General features: G+C 72.1%; 19 protein-coding genes. 5 read left to right on the forward strand and 14 right to left on the reverse strand.

Annotated features, from left to right (window positions below):
* Positions 1–9 precede the first annotated feature (9 nt).
* The 3 genes from OG562_RS46000 to OG562_RS15045 all read right to left on the reverse strand — a co-directional run bounded on the left by OG562_RS46000 (position 10) and on the right by OG562_RS15045 (position 2280).
* On the reverse strand, positions 10–1173 hold the full coding sequence (locus OG562_RS46000) for a chaplin family protein (protein ID WP_323187652.1): 1164 nt from the start codon (positions 1171–1173) through the stop codon (positions 10–12).
* Positions 1174–1302: 129 nt separating this feature from the next.
* Positions 1303–1533: a chaplin gene (locus OG562_RS15040; RefSeq protein WP_266397602.1), complete on the reverse strand. Its 231-nt coding sequence runs from the start codon at positions 1531–1533 to the stop codon at positions 1303–1305.
* A gap of 336 nt (positions 1534–1869) precedes the next feature.
* Positions 1870–2280, reverse strand: coding sequence for a rodlin (locus OG562_RS15045; RefSeq protein WP_266397605.1), 411 nt, complete (start codon positions 2278–2280; stop codon positions 1870–1872).
* Between the two features lie 229 nt (positions 2281–2509).
* On the opposite strand from OG562_RS15045, the gene OG562_RS15050 reads away from it, so the two are divergent.
* Positions 2510–2920, forward strand: a complete 411-nt coding sequence (locus tag OG562_RS15050; protein WP_266397608.1) for a rodlin — start codon at positions 2510–2512, stop codon at positions 2918–2920.
* A gap of 224 nt (positions 2921–3144) precedes the next feature.
* On the forward strand, positions 3145–3552 hold the full coding sequence (locus OG562_RS15055) for a rodlin (protein ID WP_266397612.1): 408 nt from the start codon (positions 3145–3147) through the stop codon (positions 3550–3552).
* A 77-nt stretch (positions 3553–3629) separates the two neighbouring features.
* Here the strand turns inward: OG562_RS15055 and OG562_RS15060 are convergent, their stop codons facing one another.
* The 9 genes from OG562_RS15060 to iolC form a co-directional block, all read right to left on the reverse strand.
* The gene (locus OG562_RS15060) at positions 3630–5552 is read right to left on the reverse strand and encodes a long-chain fatty acid--CoA ligase (RefSeq protein WP_266397614.1); all 1923 of its coding nucleotides are present in this window, start codon (positions 5550–5552) and stop codon (positions 3630–3632) included.
* 44 nt (positions 5553–5596) lie between these two features.
* A complete protein-coding gene (locus OG562_RS15065) occupies positions 5597–7087 on the reverse strand; it encodes a VWA domain-containing protein (protein WP_266397617.1) in 1491 nt (496 codons plus the stop codon).
* 147 nt (positions 7088–7234) lie between these two features.
* Positions 7235–8089, reverse strand: coding sequence for an ABC transporter permease (locus OG562_RS15070; RefSeq protein ID WP_266397620.1), 855 nt, complete (start codon positions 8087–8089; stop codon positions 7235–7237).
* Entirely contained in the window at positions 8086–10737 is a 2652-nt protein-coding gene (locus OG562_RS15075) for an alpha/beta fold hydrolase (protein WP_266397623.1), read from the reverse strand. The genes OG562_RS15070 and OG562_RS15075 overlap by 4 nt, the downstream gene beginning before the upstream one ends.
* A 254-nt stretch (positions 10738–10991) precedes the next feature.
* Entirely contained in the window at positions 10992–12494 is a 1503-nt protein-coding gene (gene mmsA / locus OG562_RS15080) for a CoA-acylating methylmalonate-semialdehyde dehydrogenase (protein WP_266397625.1), read from the reverse strand.
* Between the two features lie 14 nt (positions 12495–12508).
* Positions 12509–14389: a 3D-(3,5/4)-trihydroxycyclohexane-1,2-dione acylhydrolase (decyclizing) gene (gene iolD / locus OG562_RS15085; protein WP_266397627.1), complete on the reverse strand. Its 1881-nt coding sequence runs from the start codon at positions 14387–14389 to the stop codon at positions 12509–12511.
* Positions 14386–15237 (reverse strand): 5-deoxy-glucuronate isomerase, encoded by an 852-nt coding sequence (gene iolB, locus OG562_RS15090; protein WP_266397630.1) that lies wholly within the window; start codon positions 15235–15237, stop codon positions 14386–14388. Before iolB ends, iolD begins: the two co-directional genes overlap by 4 nt.
* Before the next feature lie 7 nt (positions 15238–15244).
* The gene (locus OG562_RS15095) at positions 15245–16126 is read right to left on the reverse strand and encodes a deoxyribose-phosphate aldolase (protein ID WP_266397632.1); all 882 of its coding nucleotides are present in this window, start codon (positions 16124–16126) and stop codon (positions 15245–15247) included.
* Complete coding sequence (gene iolC / locus OG562_RS15100) at positions 16123–17073, reverse strand: 5-dehydro-2-deoxygluconokinase (RefSeq protein WP_266397634.1); 951 nt, start codon at positions 17071–17073, stop codon at positions 16123–16125. The genes OG562_RS15095 and iolC overlap by 4 nt, the downstream gene beginning before the upstream one ends.
* A gap of 232 nt (positions 17074–17305) precedes the next feature.
* On the opposite strand from iolC, the gene OG562_RS15105 reads away from it, so the two are divergent.
* From OG562_RS15105 to OG562_RS15115, 3 genes are all read left to right on the forward strand, one after another.
* Positions 17306–18223, forward strand: coding sequence for a sugar phosphate isomerase/epimerase (locus OG562_RS15105; protein WP_266397636.1), 918 nt, complete (start codon positions 17306–17308; stop codon positions 18221–18223).
* Positions 18224–18451: 228 nt separating this feature from the next.
* A complete protein-coding gene (locus OG562_RS15110; protein ID WP_266409272.1) occupies positions 18452–19321 on the forward strand; it encodes an AraC family transcriptional regulator in 870 nt (289 codons plus the stop codon).
* Positions 19322–19697: 376 nt separating this feature from the next.
* Complete coding sequence (locus tag OG562_RS15115; protein WP_266397638.1) at positions 19698–19898, forward strand: AlpA family transcriptional regulator; 201 nt, start codon at positions 19698–19700, stop codon at positions 19896–19898.
* A gap of 111 nt (positions 19899–20009) precedes the next feature.
* Here the strand turns inward: OG562_RS15115 and OG562_RS15120 are convergent, their stop codons facing one another.
* Both OG562_RS15120 and OG562_RS15125 read right to left on the reverse strand, forming a co-directional pair.
* Complete coding sequence (locus tag OG562_RS15120) at positions 20010–21053, reverse strand: zinc-dependent alcohol dehydrogenase family protein (RefSeq protein ID WP_266397640.1); 1044 nt, start codon at positions 21051–21053, stop codon at positions 20010–20012.
* Positions 21054–21130: 77 nt separating this feature from the next.
* Positions 21131–23380: an MMPL family transporter gene (locus tag OG562_RS15125; RefSeq protein WP_266397643.1), complete on the reverse strand. Its 2250-nt coding sequence runs from the start codon at positions 23378–23380 to the stop codon at positions 21131–21133.
* Between the last annotated feature and the right edge of the window lie 10 nt (positions 23381–23390).

Genomic DNA, 23390 nt, shown 5'->3' on the forward strand with positions numbered 1-23390 from the left:
GCGGTGCGTTCAGCGACGGGACGCGGATCGGCCTCGTCGGTACAGGACGGCGCCGCCCGCGATGAGCGCGGCGCTGACCCCCGAGGCGGCCAGCAGGGCCTCGCGGTCACTGCCGGTGTGCGGCAGCTGCGGCGGCGAGGTGTGGCCACCGCCGTTGGACGGCGGAGCGTGATCGCCACCGTGCGGGGGCGGAGTGGTGTGACCGCCGCCGTTATGACCGCCGCCGTTGGACGGCGGGGTGTGACCGCCACCGTGCGGGGGCGGAGTGCTGTGATCGCCACCGTACGGAGGCGGAGTGCTGTGATCGCCACCGTACGGAGGCGGAGTGCTGTGATCGCCACCGTACGGAGGGGGCGTCGTGTGATCGCCACCGTACGGAGGCGGAGTGGTGTGACCGCCACCGTGCGGCGGAGGCGTCGTATGACCGCCGCCGTGCGGGGGCGGGGTCGTGTGGCCACCCCCGTGCGGAGGCGGAGTCGTGTGGCCACCCCCGTGCGGAGGCGGGGTCGTATGACCGCCCCCGTGCGGAGGCGGAGTGGTGTGACCACCGCCGTGCGGAGGCGGAGTGGTGTGATCGCCACCGTACGGAGGCGAGGTCGTGTGGCCACCCCCGTGCGGAGGCGGAGTCGTGTGACCGCCACCGTACGGAGGCGGGGTCGTATGACCGCCACCGTGCGGCGGGGGCGTGGTGTGACCGCCGCCGCACGAGTCGCCGTACCCGCCGCAGTCGTCCCCGTAGCCGGAGCCTCCCTGACCGGAGTCCCCGTAACCGGAATCCCCGTAACCGGAGTCGCCGCGGCCCGAGTCGCCGTGGCCCGAGTCGCCGTGGCTCGAGTGCCCGTAACCGGAATCTCCGTAGCCCGAGTGCGCGTGTCCGGAGCCACCGTCGCCAGAGCCGCCGTAGCCGTCGTCGTCGCTGTGGGGCGTTCGGTGGGGGCTCTTGTGCGTGTCCGATTGGTTCGCACAGGAGTTGCCGAACGCCGGGTTGAGTGCGGCGACGACGTCGACCGAGTTGCCGCAGGCGTTCACCGGAACGTCCACCGGAACCTGGACGGTATTGCCCGACAGCACTCCGGGCGAACCCGCGGCCGTCCCGCTCGTCTGCGAGTCCGCCATAGCGGAGCCGCCGCCGCACAGGGACAGAATGCTCGTCGCGGCAGCCGCCGCGACCATTCCCTTGCTCAGGGTCTGTCGCAATCTCTTGTCTTCCTGCTTGAAGAAGTGGGAAAAGCCGGCCTTGGAACGCGCAGAAGCTGTCCAAGGCCGGCCTAGACCCAGCCCTACGGCTGGTGTGGCGCGTCGTCAGCCGTTGACGCAGGCGTTGCCGGCCGCCGGGTTCAGCAGGCCGATCACGCTGACCGTGTTGCCGCACAGGTTGATCGGCACGTGGACGGGAATCTGGACCACGTTGCCCGAGAGGACACCGGGGGAACCGATGGCCGCACCGTTGGCACCCGCGTCGGCGAAGGCCGGGGCCGCGGCCCCACCGAGGGCCAGGATCAGACCCGTGACGACAGCAGCGCTCTTCTTCATGAACATTCCCTTTCTCTGCGGTCATGCCTCGTTGACGGCCGAAACCGAGCGAGCAGAACTGGGACGGCTCGCACCATGACCCGCAGGCTGCAAACGAGAGATAGACAGCGAAGGAAACTAACGAACGCGTGCCGTCGGTGAATTCACTCGAACGCCTTCATATAATTGACTCGTCAGGCCCAATAAAGGAGAAACGGTTCACCTGCGGAGCGGGAACACCCGGGCGGGACATCGACGGGACACCGGCGGAACATCGGCGGGGAAGAAACCGCCGGACGGCCCGCGCGTGAGCGACGGGCCGTCCGGTCGGTCGACGCCGGTGGGCGCCGGCCCGCGTCAGCCGTTCTGCACGCCGTTGCCCGACAGGGCCGAGATGTCGTCCAGGATGTGCGACAGCGGCTCGTCGCCCTTGGCCTGGGTGCTGTTCTCGGCGCACTGCTGGTTCTGCGGGGAGGACAGGATCGGGATGTCCTGGACGGTGACCGGGACCGCGCCGACGACTCCGCCCACGTTCGCCTTGACCGGCAGACCGACGCACAGCTTGTTGAGGGAGCTCTGGACCAGCGTGGCCTGGGGGCTCATGTCGCCCTTGGTCACCGAGTTGCCGAACGCCTCGTGCGCGCCGTTGCCGCTGGCGGAGGTGGTGCCCGCGTCGTCCCCGATGGCAAGCGCCTGAGGCGCGGCCGCCGCCGATACACCCATGACGGAAGCGGCGACCGCCGCCACGGCCATTGCCTTCTTGAGCATTTCGCTATTCCTTTCCCTGTCCTGGCTTCGGGCCAGAACCACGTGCCTGCCACCGACTCAACCCGGTGCGCCGGAATTGGTTCCGCCTCTTCACCCGATCGGTTTTCCGACACCCCGGCCGGACTCGCAGCAATGGGCCATCGGAGTGAACCGGAGCAACCAAACGACCCGAGAGCGGTTGATCAGACCGCTCCGGTGGACGGGGTTTCTCACGAAAGGGACTTATCAAGTGATCAAGAAGGTACTGGCCACCGCCGCGGTCGCTGCTTCCGTCGTCGGCGCCTCTGCCGCCGCAGCAGCCCCGGCGCTCGCCATCGGCAACGACAGCGGCACCACCTCCGCCAGCGGCAACGGCGCCAGCCAGTCGTTCGGCAACTCGGCCACGTTCGGCAACATGAGCCCCCAGATGGCACTCATCCAGGGCTCCCTCAACAAGCCGTGCATCGGCCTGCCCGCCAAGATCAACGCCGGCTCCGTCCTCGGCGCTGTCCCGATCGCGGTCCAGGACATCAACGTCCTGTCCTCCCCGCAGAACCAGCAGTGCGTCGAGAACAGCACCCAGGCCAAGGGCGACGAGGCGCTGTCGCACATCCTGGACGACATCTCGGTGCTCGCCGGCAACGGTGCGGCCAACCACTGAGCGGTCTCTCCGTCCCGCCAGCGGGTCGCCGGATCATCGGCGGCCCGCTGTCCGGCGTTCACACGTGCGGACGAGTGGCTCACGGCCGACGCGAGAGGGGCGCACGTCCGGCGCGGGCGGTGCGCTGCGCCAATCGGGGCAAAGTCCGCAACCCCGGCGGGGGCTGGAGCGTTGACGATCATGCAGCTCCTCCCCCGGAGTCCGCTTTTCGAAGGGAAAGAAACATGAAGAAGCTGTGGGCAACCGCGGCCATCGCCGCCACCGTGGCCGGTGTCGCGGCCATGTCCGCGCCCCAGGCGCTGGCCATCGGCGACGACAGCGGCACCACCTCCGCCAGCGGCAACGGCGCCTCGTCGGAGTTCGGCAACTCGGCCACGTTCGGCGACATGAGCCCGCAGCTCTCGCTGGTCCAGGGCTCGCTGAACAAGCCGTGCATCGGCCTGCCCCTCAAGGCGAACGTGGGCGGCGTCCTCGGCGCGGTCCCGATCACCGTCCAGGACGTCAACGTCCTGTCCTCCCCGCAGAACCAGCAGTGCGTCGAGAACAGCACCCAGGCCAAGGGCGACGAGCCGCTGTCGCACATCCTGGACGACATCTCGGCCCTGTCGGGCAACGGCGCGGGCAACGGCTGAGCAGCCCCCTAGTCCCCGCGACGGCGGGTCACCGGTTCTCCGGTGGCCCGCCGTTCGTCATGTGCGGCGACCGTTCGTCAGGTGCGGCGGTAGACGGCCTCGATCTCGGTGGCGTACGCGGCGGCGACCGCGTGCCGTTTGACCTTCAGGGAGGGCGTCAGCAGTCCTGCCGCCTCGCTGAACTCGCCCTCGACCAGGGTGAAGGCCCGGATCGACTCGGCCCGGGACACCGCCTCGTTGGCGTAGTCGACGGCCCGCTGGACGTCGTCCCGCATCCGGGGGTCGGCGACGACCTCGGAGAGCGGGGTGTCGGCGGGCAGTCCGCGTACGGCGAGCCAGTGGGCGACCGCTTCAGGGTCGAGGGTGATCAGGGCGGCGATGAAGGGGCGGTTGTCGCCGACGACCATGCACTGGCCGACCGGGGTGCGGCTGCGCAGCCGGTCCTCCAGGACGGCCGGGGAGACGTTCTTGCCGCCGGAGGTGACCAGGAGGTCCTTCTTGCGGCCGGTGATGGTGAGGTAGCCGTCCTCGTCGAGGGCGCCGAGGTCGCCGGTGGCGAACCAGTCCCCGGTGAGGACCTCGTCGGTGGCCGCCGGGTTGTTCCAGTACGCGCCGAAGACGACCCCGCCCTTGATCAGGATCTCGCCGTCGTCGGCGATGCGGACCGCGGTGCCGGGGACGGGCCGGCCGACCGTGCCCGGGCGGGGTTGCAGCGGGGGCATGAAGGTGGCGGCGGCGGTGGTCTCGGTGAGGCCGTAGCCCTCGTAGACGATGATGCCGGCCGCATAGAAGAAGAGGTTGAGGGTGCGGTCGAGGGGTGAGCCGCCGCTGATGGCGTAGTGCAGGCGGCCGCCGAGTTCCTTGCGGATGCGGCGGTAGACCAGCAGATCGTAGAGGGCCCAGGCGGCGTAGAGGGTGGGGCCGGGGCCCTTGCCCTGGTCCAGGAACCTGTTCAGGTACGCCTGCGCGAAGCGCACCCCGACGCGTTCGGCGCGGTCGAAGGAGGCGGCGCGGCCCATCTTCTCGGCGGTGGCGCGGCCGGCCCCGTGGATGCGCTCGAAGAGGTAGGGGACGCCGACCAGGAAGGTGGGCCGGAACTCCTTGAGGGCGGGCCGGAGTTCGTCGGGTCTGACGCTCGGGAAGTGGCCGGTCTCGATGCGGGCCATCAGACAGGCGATCTGGAGGGTGCGGCCCATGATGTGGGCGAGGGGGAGGAAGAGGAGCGTCGAGGCGGTCCGGCCGGTGACCGCCTTGAAGACGGGGTGGAGCAGTTCGAGGAGGTTGGCGGCCTCGGCGTGCAGGTTGGCGTGGGTGAGGACGCAGCCCTTGGGGCGGCCGGTGGTGCCGGAGGTGTAGCAGATGGTGGCGGTGGTGTCGGGGGTGAGGGCGGTGCGGCGCTTGGCGACCTCCTCGTCGGGGAGGTCGCGGCCGAGGGCGGTCAGTTCGGCGACGGCGTCCGCGTCGAGCTCCAGGATGCGCGGGGGGTGCGGGTGGGCGGCCGTGCCGGCCGTCACCGTGTCGGCGTTCTCGGTGTTCTCGACGACGACCAGGGCCGCGCCCGAGTCCCGGACGATCCAGTCGACCTGGTCGGCGGAGGAGGTGGCGTAGATCGGGACGGTCCGGCCGCCGGCCGCCCAGATCGCGAAGTCCAGGAGGGTCCACTCGTAGCGGGTGCGGGACATCACGGCGACCTGGCCGCCGGGTTCGAGGCCGGCCGCGATCAGGCCCTTGGCGACGGCGGTGACCTCGGCGGCGAAGACCGCGGCGGTGACCGGGCGCCAGCCGTCGGGCCCCCGGCGGCGCAGGACCACCGCGTCGGGGGCCTCGGCCGCGTTGACGAAGGGAAGGTCGGCGATGCTGCCGGCGGCGGGCGGCGCCACCAGCGGCAGGGTGCGGACCTCACGGACTGCGCCCGAGTCGTCCCTGATCAGTTCGGCCTGGACGCGGGAGGCCAGGTCGGTGCGCTGCTTCGCCAGTTTCAGGTCCTTGCGTACGCCCATGCGGGCAACTTACTGACGCGTAGCGCCAAGCACCAGAGGTCGCACTAGACGTCGAGACGGCTTGCCTCGGCGACGGCCCGGGCGAGGTCGCTCACTTCGCCGTCCTCGGTCCTGCGGGCCAAGTCGGCGGCTCGGTCGGCGAGTTCGGCCAGGGTGAGGGCGTCCGGCAGGGGGTCGTCCGGGTGGCGCAGGGCGTCGGCGAAGTAGGCGGCGGTCGCGGTGACCTGGAAGCGGACGGGGGCGGCGGACAGGGAGTCGTGCAGGGCGTCGGTCTCCAGCTGGCCGGAGGTCTCGTGCGGGGTGCGGGTGTCGGGGTCGAGCCAGCGGACGGTGGCGGTGGCGAGGTGGCCGTCGGCGCCGTGTGCGACGCGGACGGCGTAGAGGGCGGTGACGGTGTGGCCGGGGCCGACCTCGCCGCCGTCGACGCGGTCGTCGCGGAAGTCGTCGTCGGCGACCCGGCGGTCGTCGTAGCCGATGAGCCGGAACTCGGCGACGGTCTCGGGGTCGAAGGCCACCTGGGCCTTGGCGTCGCGGGCGGTCAGGTCGACGTTCTGCGGAAGGTCGGTGGAGAAGACCTTGCGCGCGTCGTCCTCGGTGGAGACATAGGCGGTGTGGCCGTCGCCCTTGTCGGCGAGGCGTTCCATCAGGGCGTCGCCGTAGTCGCTGCCGACGCCCACGCCGAAGAGGGTGATGCCGTGGTCGCGGCGGGCGGTGGCGACGCGCTCCAGGATCGAGTCGGCGTCCGTGTCGCCGGTGTTGGCGAGGGCGTCGGAGACCAGGACGACCCGGTTGGTGGCGCCCTTGCGCAGGCCCTCGACGGCGGTGGCGTAGCCGGTCTCGACGCCGGCGCCGAGGTTGGTGGAGTCGGTGGGCTCCAGGCTGTCGACGGCGTCGTGGACGCGGCCTCGGCGGTCGCCGAGGCGGGTCATCGGCAGGACGGTCTCGGCCTCGCCGCTGAAGGTCACGAGGGCGACCGAGTCGTCGTCGCGCAGTTCGTCCGTCATCGTGCCGAGGGCGGACTTGGCCAGGTCCAGGCGGCCCGGCTCGCCCATCGAACCGGAGACGTCGACGACGAAGGTGAGGGCGGCGGGCGGGCGTTCGCCCCGCTTGTCGGCCGTGCGGGTGGCCAGGCCGACGCGGACCAGGGACCAGTCGTCGTCGCCGGTGCGGGCGCCGTCGACGGTGACCGAGAAGCCGTTGCCGTCGGGGCGTTCGTAGTCCTGGCGGAAGCTGTTGACGAACTCCTCGGGGCGGACGGTCGAGGGGTCGGGCAGCTCGCCGTCGGCGAGGGTGCGGCGGGCGTAGCCGTAGGAGGCGGTGTCGACGTCGAGGGCGAAGGTGGAGAGGTGGTCGGGGGCGGCCTTGCCGTCCTCGTCCGCGCGGGGCGCGCTGGGCGCCGGGAACGCCTCGCTGCCGCCTGCCGCCCCGTTCGATCTGCTGCCGCCGTCGTTCGATCCGCCCGCGCCGCAGCCGGTGAGCAGCAGTCCGGCGGCCGCCGCGCAAGCGAACAGTCGTCGTGTCCGGTAGGTCCTCATCTGTCGTGCCCCCTGTGTCCGTTGACGTCCACGTCTGTGACTGTGACGGGACAGGGGGCCGGAACGTGCGCTACGGAGCGTTGCGGATGGGTCTCGAAGAGGCCACGGCAGCGGCCTGTCGTGACCGGTGGGTGACCCTCCCTTGACCTACGACACGATGTCCTTGCGGGCGAAACCCCGGAAGGCCAGGGCGAACAGGACCAGGGCGTAGGTCACGGAGACGGCGGTGCCCTGGATCATGCCGGACCACTCGGGGGTGGGCTGGACGGCGTCGGCCCAGGCGAACTGCCAGTGCGCGGGCAGGAAGTCGCGCCAGTCGCCGAGGGCGGTGACGGCGTCCAGGACGTTGCCGACGATGGTCAGGCCGACCGCGCCGCCGACCGCGCCGAGCGGGGCGTCGGTCTTCGTCGACAGCCAGAACGCGAGCCCGGCGGTGACGAGTTGGGAGACGAAGACGTACGCCACGACGATCACGAGGCGCTGCGCCGCCGTGCCGGAGTCGAGCGCGCCGCCGGTGGGGAGTTCCAGCGGGCCCCAGCCGTAGGCGGCCGAGCCGACGGCGAGGGCGACGACGGGCAACAGGACCATCGCGGCCAGGCTGAGGCCGAGCCCGACGACGAGCTTGGACCACAGCAGCCGGGCGCGGGGCACGGGCGCGGCGAGGAGATAGCGCAGGGAGGACCAGCCGGCCTCCGAGGCGACGGTGTCCCCGCAGAACAGGGCGACCGGGATGACCAGCAGGAAGCCCGCCGACACGAAGAGGTTGACCGCGGCGAAGTTGGCGCCGGAGGCGGTCGCCGTGTCCATCAGGGTGACCGTGTCGTTGCGGCCGCCGGGCTGGCCGCCGATGGCGAAGGCGATCAGCAGCACGAAGGGCAGGGCGGCGAGGATGCCGCCCATGACGAGCGTGCGGCGGCGCTTGAGCTGGCGGGCCAGCTCGACGCGCAGCGGCAGCGTGCGGCCCGCCTGGTAGCCGGAGGCGACCTCGGTGAGCGTGCTCATGCGGAACCTCCGATCAGGGTGAGGAAGGCGTCCTCCAGGCGGCGGTGCGGTCCGACCGACGTCACCGGCACGTCGAGCCGGACGAGTTCGGCGACCAGCCGCTGGGCGGTGCCGTCGGTGTCCAGGCGGACCAGCAGGCCCTCGTCGGCCGGGACCGCGGAGGCCACGCCGGGCAGCGCGGCGATCTTCTCGACGACCGGCTCCTCCACGGGGGCGGCGGTGCCGACGAGGAGGGTGTCGCCGGAGCCGACGATCTCGGCGACCGGGCCCGCCTGCACGAGCCGGCCGCGGTCCATGACGACGAGGTGCGTGCAGGTCTGTTCGACCTCCGCCAGCAGATGGCTGGAGACGATCACCGTGCGGCCGGCGGCCGCGTACCGGATCATCACCTCGCGCATCTCGCGGATCTGCGGCGGGTCGAGGCCGTTGGTCGGCTCGTCGAGGATGAGCAGGTCGGGCAGGCCGAGCATGGCCTGGGCGATGGCGAGACGCTGGCGCATGCCCTGGGAGTAGGTGCGCACCGCGCGGGCGAGGGCGTCGCCGAGGCCGGCGATCTCCAGGGCCTCCTCGAGGTGGGCGTCCTGCGCCGGGCGGCCGGTGGCCTGCCAGTACAGCTCCAGGTTCTCCCGGCCGGACAGGTGCGGCAGGAAGCCGGCGCCCTCGACGAAGGAGCCGACGCGGGAGAGGACGGGGGCGCCGGGGCGGATGGCGTGGCCGAAGACGCGGATCTCGCCGCCGTCGGGCCTGATGAGGCCCATCAGCATGCGCAGGGTGGTCGTCTTGCCCGCGCCGTTGGGGCCGAGCAGGCCGAGGACCTGGCCCTTGTCGACGCCGAAGGAGACGTCGCGGACGCTGTAGCGGTCGCCGCCCGCGTACTTCTTGCTCAGGTCGGTGATCTGGAGCGGGACCTCGGCCAGCTCCGGGTCGGGGGCGGGCATCGCGGTGCGGCGGCGGCCGGTGACCAGCAGGGCCAGGGCGAGGGCCGCGCCCGCGAGGGGCAGCCACCACACCCAGGACGGCAGCGCGGCGGCCGCGGTCTGCACACCGGGGGCGGTCGGGACCGACAGGTCGCCCTTCACCGAGACGGTGTACGTCGCCGCGGTGAGCGGGGAGGCGTAGCCGAGGTCGGTGGAGGCGAGGACCAGGCGCAGACGGTGGCCCTCGTCGACCTTGTGGTCGATCGCCGGGAGGGTGATCGTCACGTCCTTGCCGGCCTTGGCGCCCTCGACGCGGATCGGGGCGACGAGTTGGGAGGGCAGCACCTGCTGGGCGCCGCCGGCGCCGACGTCGTAGACCTTGGCGAAGAGGACGGCCTCGTCGGTCGTGGACTTCACATGGACGGTGACCGTCGGGGAGCCGGTGATGCGCAGGTCGTCGGTGACCGGGGCGGACTCGAACGCGGCGTACTGGCCGGGGAAGTCGAGGGAGACGCCGACGCCGAGGGAGGAGAGCTGGGAGAGGCCTCCGCCGCCGAGGCCGGGCAGGGCGGAGAGGGCGGGCGGGCTGGCGCCGGGCGGGTTGGCGAAGCTCTGCTCGCGGCCGGTCAGGGCGTAGGAGCGGTCGTCGCCGGTCAGGCCCGGGTAGGCGGCGGCGCTCGCGCCCCTGAGCTGGGCGGCGCCGTCGGTGGAGTCGACGCCTCCGGTACGGGTGACACGGAAGGCGGGACCGGTGTCGGCGCTCTTGTCGTCCTTGAGATAGCGGTCGAACCAGGACGTCACGCGGGCCTGGATCCGGCTGGTCTCCAGGTCGCCGCCGTCGTGGCCGCCCGCGATCCAGTCGACGTCGACGGGCGCGCCGTTGGCCCGGATCGCCTTCGCGGCGGCGTCGGACTGGGCGAGGGTGAAGAGGGAGTCGGTCTGGCCCTGGACGAGGAGGGTGGGGACCTTGATGCGGTCGGCGACGGCGGACGGGGAGCGCTCTTCGAGCATCGCGCGGGCGGCCGCGTCCGGGGTCCCGGTCTCGGCGACCCGCTCGTACATCGCGCACAGCGTGGGCTCGAACTTGGCGCAGCCGCCCGAGGTGTTGAAGAAGATGCCGGTCCACAGCTTCTTGAACACGCCGTCGGGGAACAGGGCGTCCGCGAGGTTCCAGTAGGTGATCGACGGGGCGATGGCGTCCACCCGGTCGTCGTACCCGGCGGCCAGCAGCGAGATCGCGCCGCCGTACGACGCACCGGCGACGCCCACGCGCGGGTCGCCGGTCTTGTCCAGCTGCACCTGGGGCTGCTCGGCGAGCCAGTCGATCAGCTTGGACACGTCGGCGACCTCGCCCTCGGGGTCGTTCAGGCCGATCTTCCCCGTCGACTCGCCGAAGCCGCGCGCCGACCAGGTCAGCACCGCGTACCCGTCCCGGGCGAGGTCCTCGGCCTGCTGCCGTACGTCGTCCTTGCTGCCGCCGAAGCCGTGCCCGAGCAGGACGGCGGGGCGGCGGCCGGCGGAGCCGGAGGTGAAGTAGGAGGTGTCCAGCTTCACCCCGTCCACGGCCATGACCCGGTCGGTGCGGTCCACCGCGGGAGCGCCCCCCTCGGAGGCGACGGCCGTCCAGGTGCCGGCGCCGGCGAGCACGACGACGGCGGCCGCGGCGGCGATGAGCCGTCGCGGCCGCCGTGGCCCTCGTAGGCCTCGCAGCCCGGGCAGTCGAAGATCCATGCTTCAACGGTACGGGGTCAACCTGTCGTGGAGTTGTCGACCGCAGGCCGAACTCACCGACCTCCCACGGGCGTACGTGGCCGTGGCCGTGTACCGCAGGCGCGGTATGCCGTCAGGCCTGGCCGCCCTCGGGGACGGAGACCAGCCAGCGGGGGTCGCGGCGGTGGGAGACGTCTCCCCCGCCGCCCGCGCCGTGATCGCGTCGTCCTACACCACCCGCGCACCACCCGCGCACACCCGAACCAGTGACCGACTCAGTGGTTGCGCGGGAAGCCCAGGTCCACGCCGCCCGGGCCGTCGGCCGGGTCGGGCCAGCGGGTGGTGACGACCTTGCCGCGGGTGTAGAAGTGCGTGCCGTCGTTGCCGTAGATGTGGTGGTCGCCGAAGAGGGAGTCCTTCCAGCCGCCGAAGCTGTGGTAGCCGACGGGGACCGGGATCGGGACGTTCACGCCGACCATGCCGGCCTCGATCTCCAGCTGGAAGCGGCGGGCCGCGCCGCCGTCCCGGGTGAAGATCGCGGTGCCGTTGCCGAAGGGCGAGCTGTTGATCAGCGCCACGCCCTCGTCGTAGGTGTCCACGCGCAGGACGCACAGGACCGGGCCGAAGATCTCGTCCTGGTAGGCCTTCGCGGACGTGGGCACCTTGTCGAGGAGCGAGATGCCGATCCAGTGGCCGTCCTCGAAGCCCTCGACCGTGTAGCCGCTGCCGTCGAGCACGACCTCGGCGCCCTCGGCGGCCGCGCCGGTGACGTAGGACGCCACCTTGTCGCGGTGGACCTTGGTGATGAGCGGGCCCATCTCGGAGGTCGGGTCGTTGCCGGGGCCGATCTTGATCTTCTCGGCGCGCTCGCGGATCTTCTCCACCAGCTCGTCGCCGATCGCGCCCACCGCGACCACCGCGGAGATGGCCATGCAGCGCTCGCCGGCCGAGCCGTAGGCGGCGGAGACGGCGGCGTCGGCCGCCGCGTCCAGGTCCGCGTCGGGCAGGACCAGCATGTGGTTCTTCGCGCCGCCCAGGGCCTGGACGCGCTTGCCGTTCGCCGAGGCGGTGGTGTGGATGTAGCGGGCGATCGGGGTCGAGCCGACGAAGGAGACGGCCTTGACGTCCGGGTGCTCCAGGAGGCGGTCGACGGCCACCTTGTCACCGTGGACGACGTTGAACACGCCGTCGGGCAGACCGGCCTCCGCCAGCAGCTCGGCGATCTTCAGGGCCGCCGACGGGTCCTTCTCGGACGGCTTCAGCACGAACGTGTTGCCGCACGCGATGGCCATCGGGAACATCCACATCGGGACCATCGCCGGGAAGTTGAACGGCGTGATGCCCGCGACGACGCCCAGCGGCTGCCGGATCGACGACACGTCGACGCGGCTGGCGACCTCCGTCGACAGCTCGCCCTTCAGCTGCACGGTGATCCCGCACGCCAGGTCCACGATCTCCAGGCCGCGCGCGACCTCGCCGAGCGCGTCGCTGTGCACCTTGCCGTGCTCGGCGGTGATCAGCTCGGCGATCGCGTCCCGGTTCGCGTCGAGCAGCGCCCGGAACTTGAACAGGATCGTGGTCCGCTTGGCCAGCGAGGACTGGCCCCAGGTCGCGTAGGCGTCCTTCGCGGCGGCTACGGCCGCGTCTACCTCGTCGACGGTCGCGAAGGCGACCTTCGTGGTGACGGCGCCGGTCGCGGGGTCGGTGACCGGCCCGTACGTGCCCGACGCGCCTTCGACGGTCTTGCCGCCGATCCAGTGGTTGACGATCTTCGTCATGACCAGTTGCTCCTTCACAGATGGCGGCGTCGGGTGGAGACGTGCCGTTCGTACAGCTCACGTGCCTTGACCGCGGACGCGCGCGTCGCGGTCTCGGCCACAGGTACATCCCACCAGGCCTGCGCCGGCGGCGGGCCCGACACAGTGTCGGCCGTTTCGGTCTCGACGTAGACACAAGTGGGAGTGTCGGCGGAGCGCGCTTCGGCGAGGGCCTCGCGCAGCTCGCGGACGGTCTTCGCGCGCAGCACGCGCATGCCCAGGCTCGCCACGTTGGCGGCCAGGTCGACGGGGAGCGGGGCGCCCGTGAAGGTGCCGTCGTCCGAGGTGAAGCGGTACGCGGTGCCGAACCGTTCGCCGCCCACCGACTCCGACAGACCGCCGATCGAGGCGTAGCCGTGGTTCTGCACGAGCAGGATCTTGATCGCGATCCCCTCCTGCACGGCCGTCACGATCTCCGTCGGCATCATCAGATACGTGCCGTCGCCGACCAGCGCCCAGACGTTGCGCTCGGGCGCGGCCATCTTCACTCCGATGGCCGCCGGAATCTCGTAGCCCATGCAGGAGAAGCCGTACTCCAGGTGGTACTGGTCCCGGGAGCGCGCCCGCCACAGCTTGTGCAGATCGCCGGGGAGCGAACCGGCCGCGTTGATGATCACGTCCGACTCGTCGGCGAGCGCGTCCAGCGCGCCCAGCACCTGCACCTGCGTCGGCCGTACGTCGGGCTCCTCGGCCTCGTAGCAGGCGTCGACGCGCTGCTCCCAGCGCTCCTTGTCCTCGCCGTACTCGGCGACATAGGCGTCGGCGACGCGGTGGGCGTGCGTGCCCAGGGCCTGGGTGAGTTCCGTGAGGCCGCTGCGGGCGTCCGCGACGAGCGGCTGACCGGCGAGCTTGTGGCCGTCGTAGGAGGCGATGTTGAGGTTGAGGAAGCGGACGCCGTCGCCCTGGAACAGGGTGTTGGACGCCGTGGTGAAGTCGGTGTAGCGGGTGCCCACGCCTATCACCAGGTCGGCCGTGCGGGCGAGTTCGTCCGCGGTCGCGGTGCCGGTGTGGCCGACGCCGCCGACGTCCTGGGGGTGGTCGTAGCGCAGGGAGCCCTTGCCGGCCTGGGTGGAGGCGACCGGGATGCCGGTGGCCTCGGCGAACTCGGCGAGGGCCTCCTCGGCGCGGCTGTGGTGGACGCCGCCGCCGGCGACGAGGAGGGGGCGCTTCGCGGACCGGATGGCCGTGACCGCCTCGGCGAGTTCGGTGGGGTCGGCGCCGGGACGTCGTACGACCCAGGTGCGGTCGGCGAAGAACTCGTCGGGCCAGTCGTAGGCCTCGGCCTGGACGTCCTGCGGGAGGGCGAGGGTCACGGCCCCGGTCTCCACCGGGTCGGTGAGGACCCGCATGGCCTGCAGGGCCGCCGGGATCAGGGCTTCCGGACGGGTGACCCGGTCGAAGTACTTCGACACCGGGCGCAGGCAGTCGTTGACCGACACATCGCCCGCGTACGGGACTTCGAGCTGCTGGAGCACCGGGTCGGCGACGCGGGTCGCGAAGGTGTCGCCGGGCAGGAGCAGGACCGGGAGGTGGTTGACGGTCGCCAGGGCGGCGCCGGTGACCAGGTTCGTCGCGCCGGGGCCGATCGACGTCGTCACGGCGTGCGTGGACAGGCGGTTCGACTGGCGGGCGTAGCCGACGGCCGCGTGCACCATCGACTGCTCGTTGCGGCCCTGGTGGTACGGCATGTCGTCGGCGTACTCGATGAGCGCCTGGCCGAGGCCCGCGACGTTCCCGTGGCCGAAGATGCCCCAGGTCGCGCCGATCAGCCGCCGGCGTACGCCGTCGCGCTCGGTGTACTGGGCGGCGAGGAAGCGGACCAGCGCCTGGGCCACTGTGAGCCTGGTGGTGGTCATCGGTAACCCTCCGTGTGGTCGGGGTGGAAGCAGATCCGCCACTCGCGGGTCTCGCCGGGGCCCGCCATGACGTTGAGGTAGTACATGGCGTGGCCGGGCTGGGCGATCGACGGGCCGTGCCAGCCGTCGGGGACGAGCACGGCGTCACCGGTGCGGACCTCGGCGAGGACCTCGGAGCCGCCCTCGCGCGAGGGGGACACGCGCTGGTAGCCGAAGCCGTGCGGGCCGTCGATCTCGAAGTAGTAGATCTCCTCGAGCTCGGCCTCCTCGCCCGGCCGGTGCTCGTCGTGCTTGTGCGGCGGGTACGAGGACCAGTTGCCGCCGGGGGTGATGACCTCGACGGCGATCAGCTTGTCGCAGTCGAAGGCGGCGGCGGACGCGAAGTTGCGCACGTGGCGCAGCTGGTTGCCGCTGCCGCGTTCTTCGACGGGGACCTCCGGCGCGGGGCCGTAGCGGGCGGGGAGTCGTCGCTCGCACTTCGCTCCTGCCAGGGCGAAGCGGCCTCCCGCGCCGGAGGCGATCTGTGCCCGGGCGTCGCGGGGAACGTACGCGAAGTCGGAGACCGACGCGAACACGCTTTCCCTGCCCAGGAGTTGGAACTCGTTTCCCTCTGTTTGCACGGTACATCCGCCTTCCAGCGGAAGCACGATCCACTCGCTGTCGCCGGTGGTGAAGAGGTGGGTGCCCCCCGGCTCCAGCTCCACGATCCGCAGACTGCTGTGCGTCCAGCCGGCCCTCTTGGGGTCGATGTCGAGCACGTAGTTCCCGCCGGCGGTCGCCCCCTTGGGGACGTACAGGTCGTGGTGCGTCGGATGGTTCTCGGTGTGGTGCGGCTCGGTGTTCGTCATGCGGCCCTCACAGCAGTCCTACGGCGGTGTCCACGGCGGCGGCGACGTCCCCGTCGGCCGGGTACAGCAGCGAGCGTCCGACCACGAGACCGCGGACGGTGGGGAGTTGAAGGGCGCCCCGCCACTTCTCGTACGCCCCGTCCTGGTCGTCGCCGACCTCGCCGCCCAGCAGGACCGCGGGGAGCGTGGACGTCTCCATGACCTGGGCCATGTCGTCGGGGTTGTCGGTGACCGGCACCTTCAGCCAGGTGTAGGCGGAGGTGCCGCCCAGGCCGGAGGCGATGGCGATGGACTTGGTGACGGCCTCGGCGGAGAGGTCGTTGCCGAGCTTGCCGTCGGGGGTGCGACGGCTGATGAACGGCTCGACGAAGAGCGGGAGTCTACGGGCGGCCATGTCGTCGATGGCGCGGGCCGTGGTCTCCAGGGTGGTGAGGGAGCCCGGGTCGTCGTAGTCGATGCGCAGCAGCAGCTTGCCCGCGTCGAAGCCCAGTCGCTCCATGTCCTCGGCGCGGTGGCCGGTGAAGCGGTCGTCGAGCTCGAAGACCGCGCCCTGGAGGCCGCCGCGGTTCATGGAGCCCATGACGACCTTGCCGTCGAGGGCGCCGAGCAGCAGCAGGTCGTCGAGGATGTCGGCGGTCGCGAGGACTCCGTCGACGCCGGGGCGGGAGAGCGCCAGGCAGAGGCGTTCGAGCAGGTCGACGCGGTTGGCCATGGCCAGCCGGTCGCCGCCGACGCCGAGCGCGCCACGGGCCGGGTGGTCGGCGGCCACGATCATCAGCCGGCCGGAGTCGCCCAGGAGCGGCCTGCGGACACGGCGGGCGGCGGCCTCCGCGATCGCCTCGGGATGCTGGGTGCGCAGGCGGACGAGTTCGGTCACGTCGACGGTCACCGGACGGCCCCTGCCTTGAGCGCCGCCTCGACCTCGGCCACGGTCGGCATCGCCGAGGAGCACTCCAGGCGGGAGGCGACGATGGCGCCGGCCGCGTTGCCGTGACGCATGATCTTCTCCAGGTCCCAGCCCGCGAGCAGGCCGTGGCAGAGGGAGCCCCCGAAGGCGTCGCCGGCGCCGAGGCCGTTGAGCACGTCGACCGGGAGCGGCGGGACCTCGGCGGACTCGCCCTTGCTGTTGACGGCGAGGACGCCCTTGGGGCCCTGCTTGACGACCGCGAGCTCGACGCCGGCGTCCAGCAGCGCCTGCGCGGCGGCCTGCGGTTCGCGCACTCCGGTGGCGACCTCCACCTCGTCGAGGTTGCCGACGGCGACGGTGGTGTGCTTGAGGGCTTCTTCGTAGAAGGGGCGGGCCGTGTCCGGGTCGGACCAGAACATGGGCCGCCAGTCGAGGTCGAAGACCGTCGTGCCGGCCTTGGCGCGGTGGGCGAGGGCCGCCAGGGTCGCCGTGCGGCTTGGCTCCTCGCTCAGGCCGGTGCCGGTGACCCAGAAGATGCGGGCCTCGCGGACGGCGTCGAGGTCGAGGCTGTGGGCGTCGATCTCCAGGTCGGGCGCCTTGGGCTGCCGGTAGAAGTACAGCGGGAAGTCGTCCGGCGGGAAGACCTCGCAGAAGGTGACGGGCGTCGGCAGCCCGGGGACCGGGGTGACCCAGCGGTCGTCCACGCCGAAGCCGCGCAGGGCCTCGTGCAGATAGACGCCGAAGGGGTCGTCGCCGGTGCGGGAGATCACCGCGGTGTCCCGCCCCAGGCGGGCCGCGGCGACGGCGACGTTGGTCGCCGAGCCGCCCAGGAACTTCCCGAAGGACGTGACCTGCGGGAGCGGCACACCTGTCTGCAGCGGGTAGAGGTCCACCCCGATCCGCCCCATGGTGATCAGGTCGTACGCCATCGAGTTCCCTTCGTGTCGGCTCGCCCCGTGGCGGCCTGTCCGCGTGTCGGCTTCCGTGCACCGGCTCGGCTGCCGAGCGTCGGCTGCCGTGTGTCGGCTTCCGTGTGTCGGCTTCCCGCGGAACGGCTCTCCACGGCTTTCTAGCCCCGCACCGAGGGCCCTGTCAATGTTTTGTCCAGACATTCGGACCAGCCCTTGACACCCTCTTCGGGGAGACCGCACGCTGACGTCCATGACGTCGTTGTCACCTCAGTCCTCACTCTCCCGCATCCGGATCGGATCGGCCCCCGACAGCTGGGGCGTCTGGTTCCCGGACGATCCCGCCCAGGTCCCCTGGCAGCGCTTCCTCGACGAGGTCGCGCAGTCCGGCTACGAGTGGATCGAGCTGGGCCCCTACGGCTATCTGCCGACCGACCCCGCCGTGCTCGCCGCCGAGACCGCGCAGCGCGGCCTGAAGGTGTCGGCGGGCACGGTGTTCACGGGCCTGCACCACGGCGAAGCCGTGTGGGACAAGACCTGGGCCCATGTCGCCGACAACGCCACGCTCGCGCAGGCGATGGGCGCGTCCCACCTGGTGGTCATCCCGTCGTTCTGGCGCGACGACAAGACCGGCGAGGTGCTCGAGCCGGACACGCTCACGCCCGAGCAGTGGCGCAACCTGACCTCGCTCACCGAGCGGCTCGGCAAGGAGGTGCGCGAGCGGTACGGCCTGCAGATCGTCGTCCACCCGCACGCCGACACCCACATCGACAGCGAGGAGAACGTCGTCCGCTTCCTCGACGGCACGGACTCGTCGCTGGTGTCGCTGTGCCTGGACACCGGGCACTACGCGTACTGCGGCGGCGACAGCGTCAAGCTGATCGAGACCTACGGCGAGCGGATCGGGTACCTGCACCTCAAGCAGGTCGACCCGGAGATCCTCGCGGACGTGCGGGCGAACGAGGTGCCCTTCGGTCCGGCCGTCGGACGCGGTGTGATGTGCGAGCCGCCGACCGGTGTGCCCGCGCTGGGTCCCGTGCTGGAGGCCGCTCAGAAGCTGGACGTCGACCTCTTCGCGATCGTCGAGCAGGACATGTACCCCTGCGATCCGGACAAGCCTCTGCCGATCGCCCAGCGGACGCGAGCGTTCCTGCGCTCCTGCGGGGCGTAGCCCTCACGGTCTGGACCTGGTGACGTCGCGCTTCTTCCGTCCCTTCCGGTGCCGTAGCACCATGGGTGCCGTTCGGCGGCGCCGGGAGGGGCGATGGCGGGTGCGGCGGCAGGTGCGGTGCGGGCCTGGTCCGGCCAGGGGCCCGGCGGCTCCTGGGAGTTCGCCCTCGCGGCTCCCCATCCGCGGCTGCGGCCCGGCGTGCTCGGCTACCGGGGGATCCGGCTCGCGATGAACCGGCCCCGGCGCAGGCTGGAGACGCCGATCGGGGCCGCGACGCTTCTGCTGGGCTTCGAGCACCCCGTCCGCATCTCGCGCGCGGGCCGCGCCCCGGACACCCTCCTGTCCGCGTACTGCGGGGCCACGACCACGCCGGCCGTCGGCGAGCACGGCGGACGGATGTCGGGCGTCGAGGTGCTGCTCACCCCCTGGGCGGGCTTCACCCTCTTCGGCACGCCCCAGCACGAGCTCGTCAACCGCACCGTCGACCCCGACGACCTCCCCCACGCCCTGGCCGCCCACCGGGCGGGCGAACCCCGGCGCAGCGTCGGCGAACTCGCCGCCTCCCTGGCCGCGTTGCCGAGCTGGGAGAAGCGGTTCGGGTTCCTCGACGATCTGCTCACCCACTGGTGGGAGGCCGGCACGCCGAGTTCGCAGCGGGTCGTGCGGGCCTGGTCGGAGCTGGTGCGGACGAACGGCGCGATACCGGTGCCCCGGCTCGCGGACGAGGTCGGCTGGAGCGTACGGCAGTTGGAGAACCGCTTCCGTGAGCAGATCGGGCTCGGTCCCAAGGCCGCGGCGCGCGTCCTGCGGCTGCAACGGGCCCGCCGTCTGCTGGCGGCCGGCCGGGGCGCGGCCGAGACGGCGGCGCTCTGCGGCTTCTACGACCAGGCGCATCTCAGCGGCGAGTTCAAGACGATGACCGGGTGCACACCCCGTGAGTTCGCGGCGGCCCGCCGACGGCCCTGGTCGACGTCGCCGGCGGCCGACCGGCTGAGCGGGGAGGCCACGAGCCTCGTCCTGCCGGCCCGGCCGACCGATCCGACGACGGATTGGTCCGGACCGGGTGCGCTTTTTTCCAAGACCCGGCGGGTCGGCTGAATGCAGGGTTGGGATCCGGCCAATCGATCCGGGGGAATGGCGGGGAAGCGGGGCAGGGCAGGACTCGTCGCAGCGAGCCCGGCCCTGCTCCTGCTCGCCGCCCGAGCCGAGGGCCGACCCTTTTCGAGGCGCTTGTCAACGCGCCCCTCCCACAGGCCCCGTGTGCGCCTTTGCGTCACCTGTGTCACAAATACCCCCTTCCTGTCACACATGTCGCGTGTACGCGGGCCTTGCGTCACACCCGGTCCACAGCCGCTTCCTCACGGTCACTCTGCGTCGTTCACCGGGCAACTGCTTGGTGATCGCCAGCGCAGCGCCGGGCTCCCCCGGGCGGCCTCCCGGCCGCCGCCCCCGCGCGCGCAGGGAGGTGCAGCTCATGACCGACCGAAGGCTCTGGTCCTACAAGGAGATCGCGGCACACATCAAGGTGCAGCCGGACACCGTACGGTCCTACCGCAAGCACGGACTGCTGCCCTCGCCCGACCACGTCGAGGGCGGCAAGCCCTACTGGTACGCCGAAACCGTCCGCGCCTGGGTCGCCTCCCGGCCCGGCAACCGGGGCCGCAGACTCGACTGACCGTTCCTCTGTCCTCTGCATCTCTGCCCCTCTGTCCCCGTGCCCCACCTCCGCGTGGGGCACGGTCCTGTCGGATGCGGTGCGGTGGGGCGCCGTGTGATGCATGGCTTCTCAGCTCCACGGCTCGATGACCGTCACGCCCGCCCCGGGCGCCGAGCCCAGCGCCGCCAGGGCGGCCGGGGTCGCGTCCAGCGTGATCGTGGACGTGACCAGCAGGTCGGGGCGCAGTACGCCCGCCCTGACCAGCTCCAGCATCTCCGGGTAGGCGTGGGCGGCCATGCCGTGGCTGCCGAGGAGTTCCAGCTCGAGAGCGATGGCGCGGGCCAGGGGGACGGGGGTCGTGCCGTCCGCCGAAGGCAGCAGGCCGACCTGGACATGGCGGCCGCGGCGGCGCAGGCCGTTGACGGAGGCGGCGCAGGTGGCGGGGGAGCCCAGGGCGTCGAGGGAGAGCTGGGCGCCACCCCCGGTCAGCTCACGGACCGCCGCCGCGGTGTCCGGCGTCCGCGTCGCGTCCACACACTCCGCCGCGCCGAACGCCCGCGCCAGCTCCAGCGCCTTCGGCGATACGTCCACGGCGATCACCCTGGCTCCCGAGGCCGCCGCGATCATCACCGCCGAGAGGCCCACGCCTCCGCAGCCGTGGACCACCGTCCACTCCCCCGCCGCGACCCGGCCCTGGTGCACGACCGCCCGGAACGCGGTGGCGAACCGGCAGCCGAGCGAGGCCGCGGTGGCGTAGGACAGGCCGTCCGGGATCGCGACCAGGTTCACGTCGGCGTGGTCCAGGGCCACGTACTGGGCGAAGGAGCCCCAGTGGGTGAAGCCGGGCTGGGTCTGGCGTTCGCACACCTGGTGGTCGCCGGCCGCGCAGGACGGGCAGCTCCCGCAGCCGCAGACGAAGGGGACGGTGACCCGGTCGCCGGGCTTCCAGCCGGTGACCCGGTCGCCGACCTCCGCCACGACTCCGGCGAGTTCATGACCGGGGACGTGCGGCAGGGCGATGTCCGGGTCGTGGCCCGCCCAGCCGTGCCAGTCGCTGCGGCACAGGCCGGTGGCCTCGACGCGCACCACGACCCCGTGGCCGGCGGGCCGGGGGTCGGCCACCTCCCGCACCTCGGCCGGCTCCCCGAACCGTTCGAACACCACAGCCCGCATCCACGACTCCCTGCTCTTCCGGCTCCGGGGCGCTTGGCGGCGCCCCGGAGAGATCCCTACGAACGCTAGGGCCTGCGCTAGCTGGACGCACCCACCGTGTCCCGGTCCCCCTGGTCCCGGTCCTCGCGGTCCCGGTCCCGTTCCTCCCGGGGAACCGGCGTCGACTCCCCCTCGCTCAGCCCGAACCGCTGGTGGAACCTGCGCAACGGCGCCGGCGCCCACCAGGTGGCCTCGCCCGTCAGGCGCATGACGGCCGGGACCAGAAGGCTGCGGACCACCATCGCGTCCATCAGGACCGCCAGGGCGATGCCGAGGCCGAGCATCTTGGTGTTGGTGACGCGCGAGGTGCCTATCGCGACCATCACCACGGCCAGGATGACGGCCGCCGCCGTGATCAGACCGCCCGTGCGCTGCAGGCCGAGACGGACCGCCCGCTCATGGTCGCCGGTGCGGTCGTACTCCTCCTTGATGCGGGAGAGCAGGAACACGCCGTAGTCCATGGAGAGGCCGAAGGCCACGCAGAACATCAGGACGGGGAGCGTGGTCTCTATGGAGCCGGGGCTGGTGAAGCCGAGCAGGCCGGAGAGGTGGCCGTCCTGGAAGACCCAGACCACCGCGCCGAACATCGCCGTCAGGCTGAGCGCGTTGAGCAGCACGGCCTGGAGCGGGATCACGACGCTGCCGGTGAGCAGGAAGACCAGGAGCAGGGTGACGATCGCGATGAAGGCCGCCGCCCAGGGCAGTTGGGAGCCGATCGCGTGCTTGGAGTCGACCAGGACGGCGGCCGTGCCGGTCACCTTGGTGTCGAAGGGGGCCTGGGCGGCGCGCAGGTCGCCGACCAGCCTCTGGGCCGCGTCGTCGACGGACTCGCCCTTGGGCTGCACCGTGAAGTACGCCGAGTCGCCGTTCACCAACGGGCCGTCCACCCGGGCCACTTCGGGCAGGGCGGCGATGCGCTCCTTGTAGGCCGTGTACTGGGCCTGGGTCGCCCTGCCCTCGGCGAGGACCTCCAGACCGCCGCCGGGGCTGCCCGGGAAGCCGTCCCTGATGTGCTGCTGGACGACGTGGGACTCGGCGGAGGAGGGCAGTTGGCGGTCGTCGGCCGTGCCGAACCTCACGCCCAGGAAGGGCAGCCCGAGGAGGACGAGGACGGCGGTGGTCCCGAGGGCGAAGAAGGGGGCCCGGCGCATGACGAGGCTCGCCGTGCGCGTCCACCCCTTGCCGCCCTCCTGCCCGGAGGGCCTGCCGTCGGCGGATCGGCCGCCCCGGCGGAACGCCTTGCGCAGGTCCAGGGAGTTGACCCGGTCGCCGAGCAGGACGAGCGCCGCCGGGAGCAGGATCAGGGCGGCCGCGGCGGCCAGCAGGACGACCGCCATGCCGGCGTAGGCGAAGGACCGCAGGAAGTACTGCGGGAAGACGAGCATCGCCGCCAGGGACACGGCGACCGTGAGCGCGGAGAACAGCACGGTGCGGCCGGCCGTGCGCAGGGTGGCGGCGATGGCGGCCGGCGGCTCGGCGCCCGTGGCGAGTTCCTCGCGGAAGCGGCGGACGATGAACAGCGCGTAGTCGACGGCGAGGCCGAGGCCCAGGGCCGTGGTGAGGTTCATCGCGAAGACGGAGACGTCGGTGAACTCCGTGAGGCCGCGCAGGACCGCGTTGGTGCCGAGGATCGCGACGATGCCGATGCCCAGGGGCAGCAGGGCGGCGATCGCGCTGCCGAAGACCATCACCAGCAGCACCAGCGTGATCGGCAGGGCGATCATCTCGGCGCGGGTCAGGTCCTCCTGGATGATCGTCTGCATCTCGTGCCGCACGGCGACGATGCCGCCGATCCTCACCTCCACCGGACCGTGCGTGCCGCGGAGCGTGGGCGCGATGCGGTCGAGGGTCTCGCCCATCGCCTTCTCGTCGCCGGTGATACGGGCCGCTATCAGCGCCTCGTGGCCGTCCTCGGCGCGCAGGGCGGGCGACCGCGACTGCCAGTAGGAGCCGACGCCCACGACGCCCTTCTCGTCGGCCAGGCGCGCGGCCAGCCGGTTCGCCTCGGCGGCGACGGCCGGGGCGTCGACCGAGGCGGCTCCGGAGTCGACCAGGAGCAGCAGATTGGGCTGGGAGTCCGGGAACTCGCGCTCCAGGGCCTTGGTCGCGTACGTGGACTGGGCGTCCGGGTCCTCCCAGCCGCCGCTGCCCAGTCGGTCGGCCACCCCGCTGCCGGCCAGCACCGCGAGCACGGTGAGCACCAGGGCCGCGAGGAGCGACAACCGAGGGCGGGAGGTCACGAGGCGGGTCCAGCGTCCGCCGCGGGACGGGATCTTGACTTCGGTCATCGTGCGGTGT

Origin of the sequence: Streptomyces sp. NBC_01275 (assembly GCF_026340655.1) — a bacterium.
Taxonomy (GTDB): domain Bacteria; phylum Actinomycetota; class Actinomycetes; order Streptomycetales; family Streptomycetaceae; genus Streptomyces.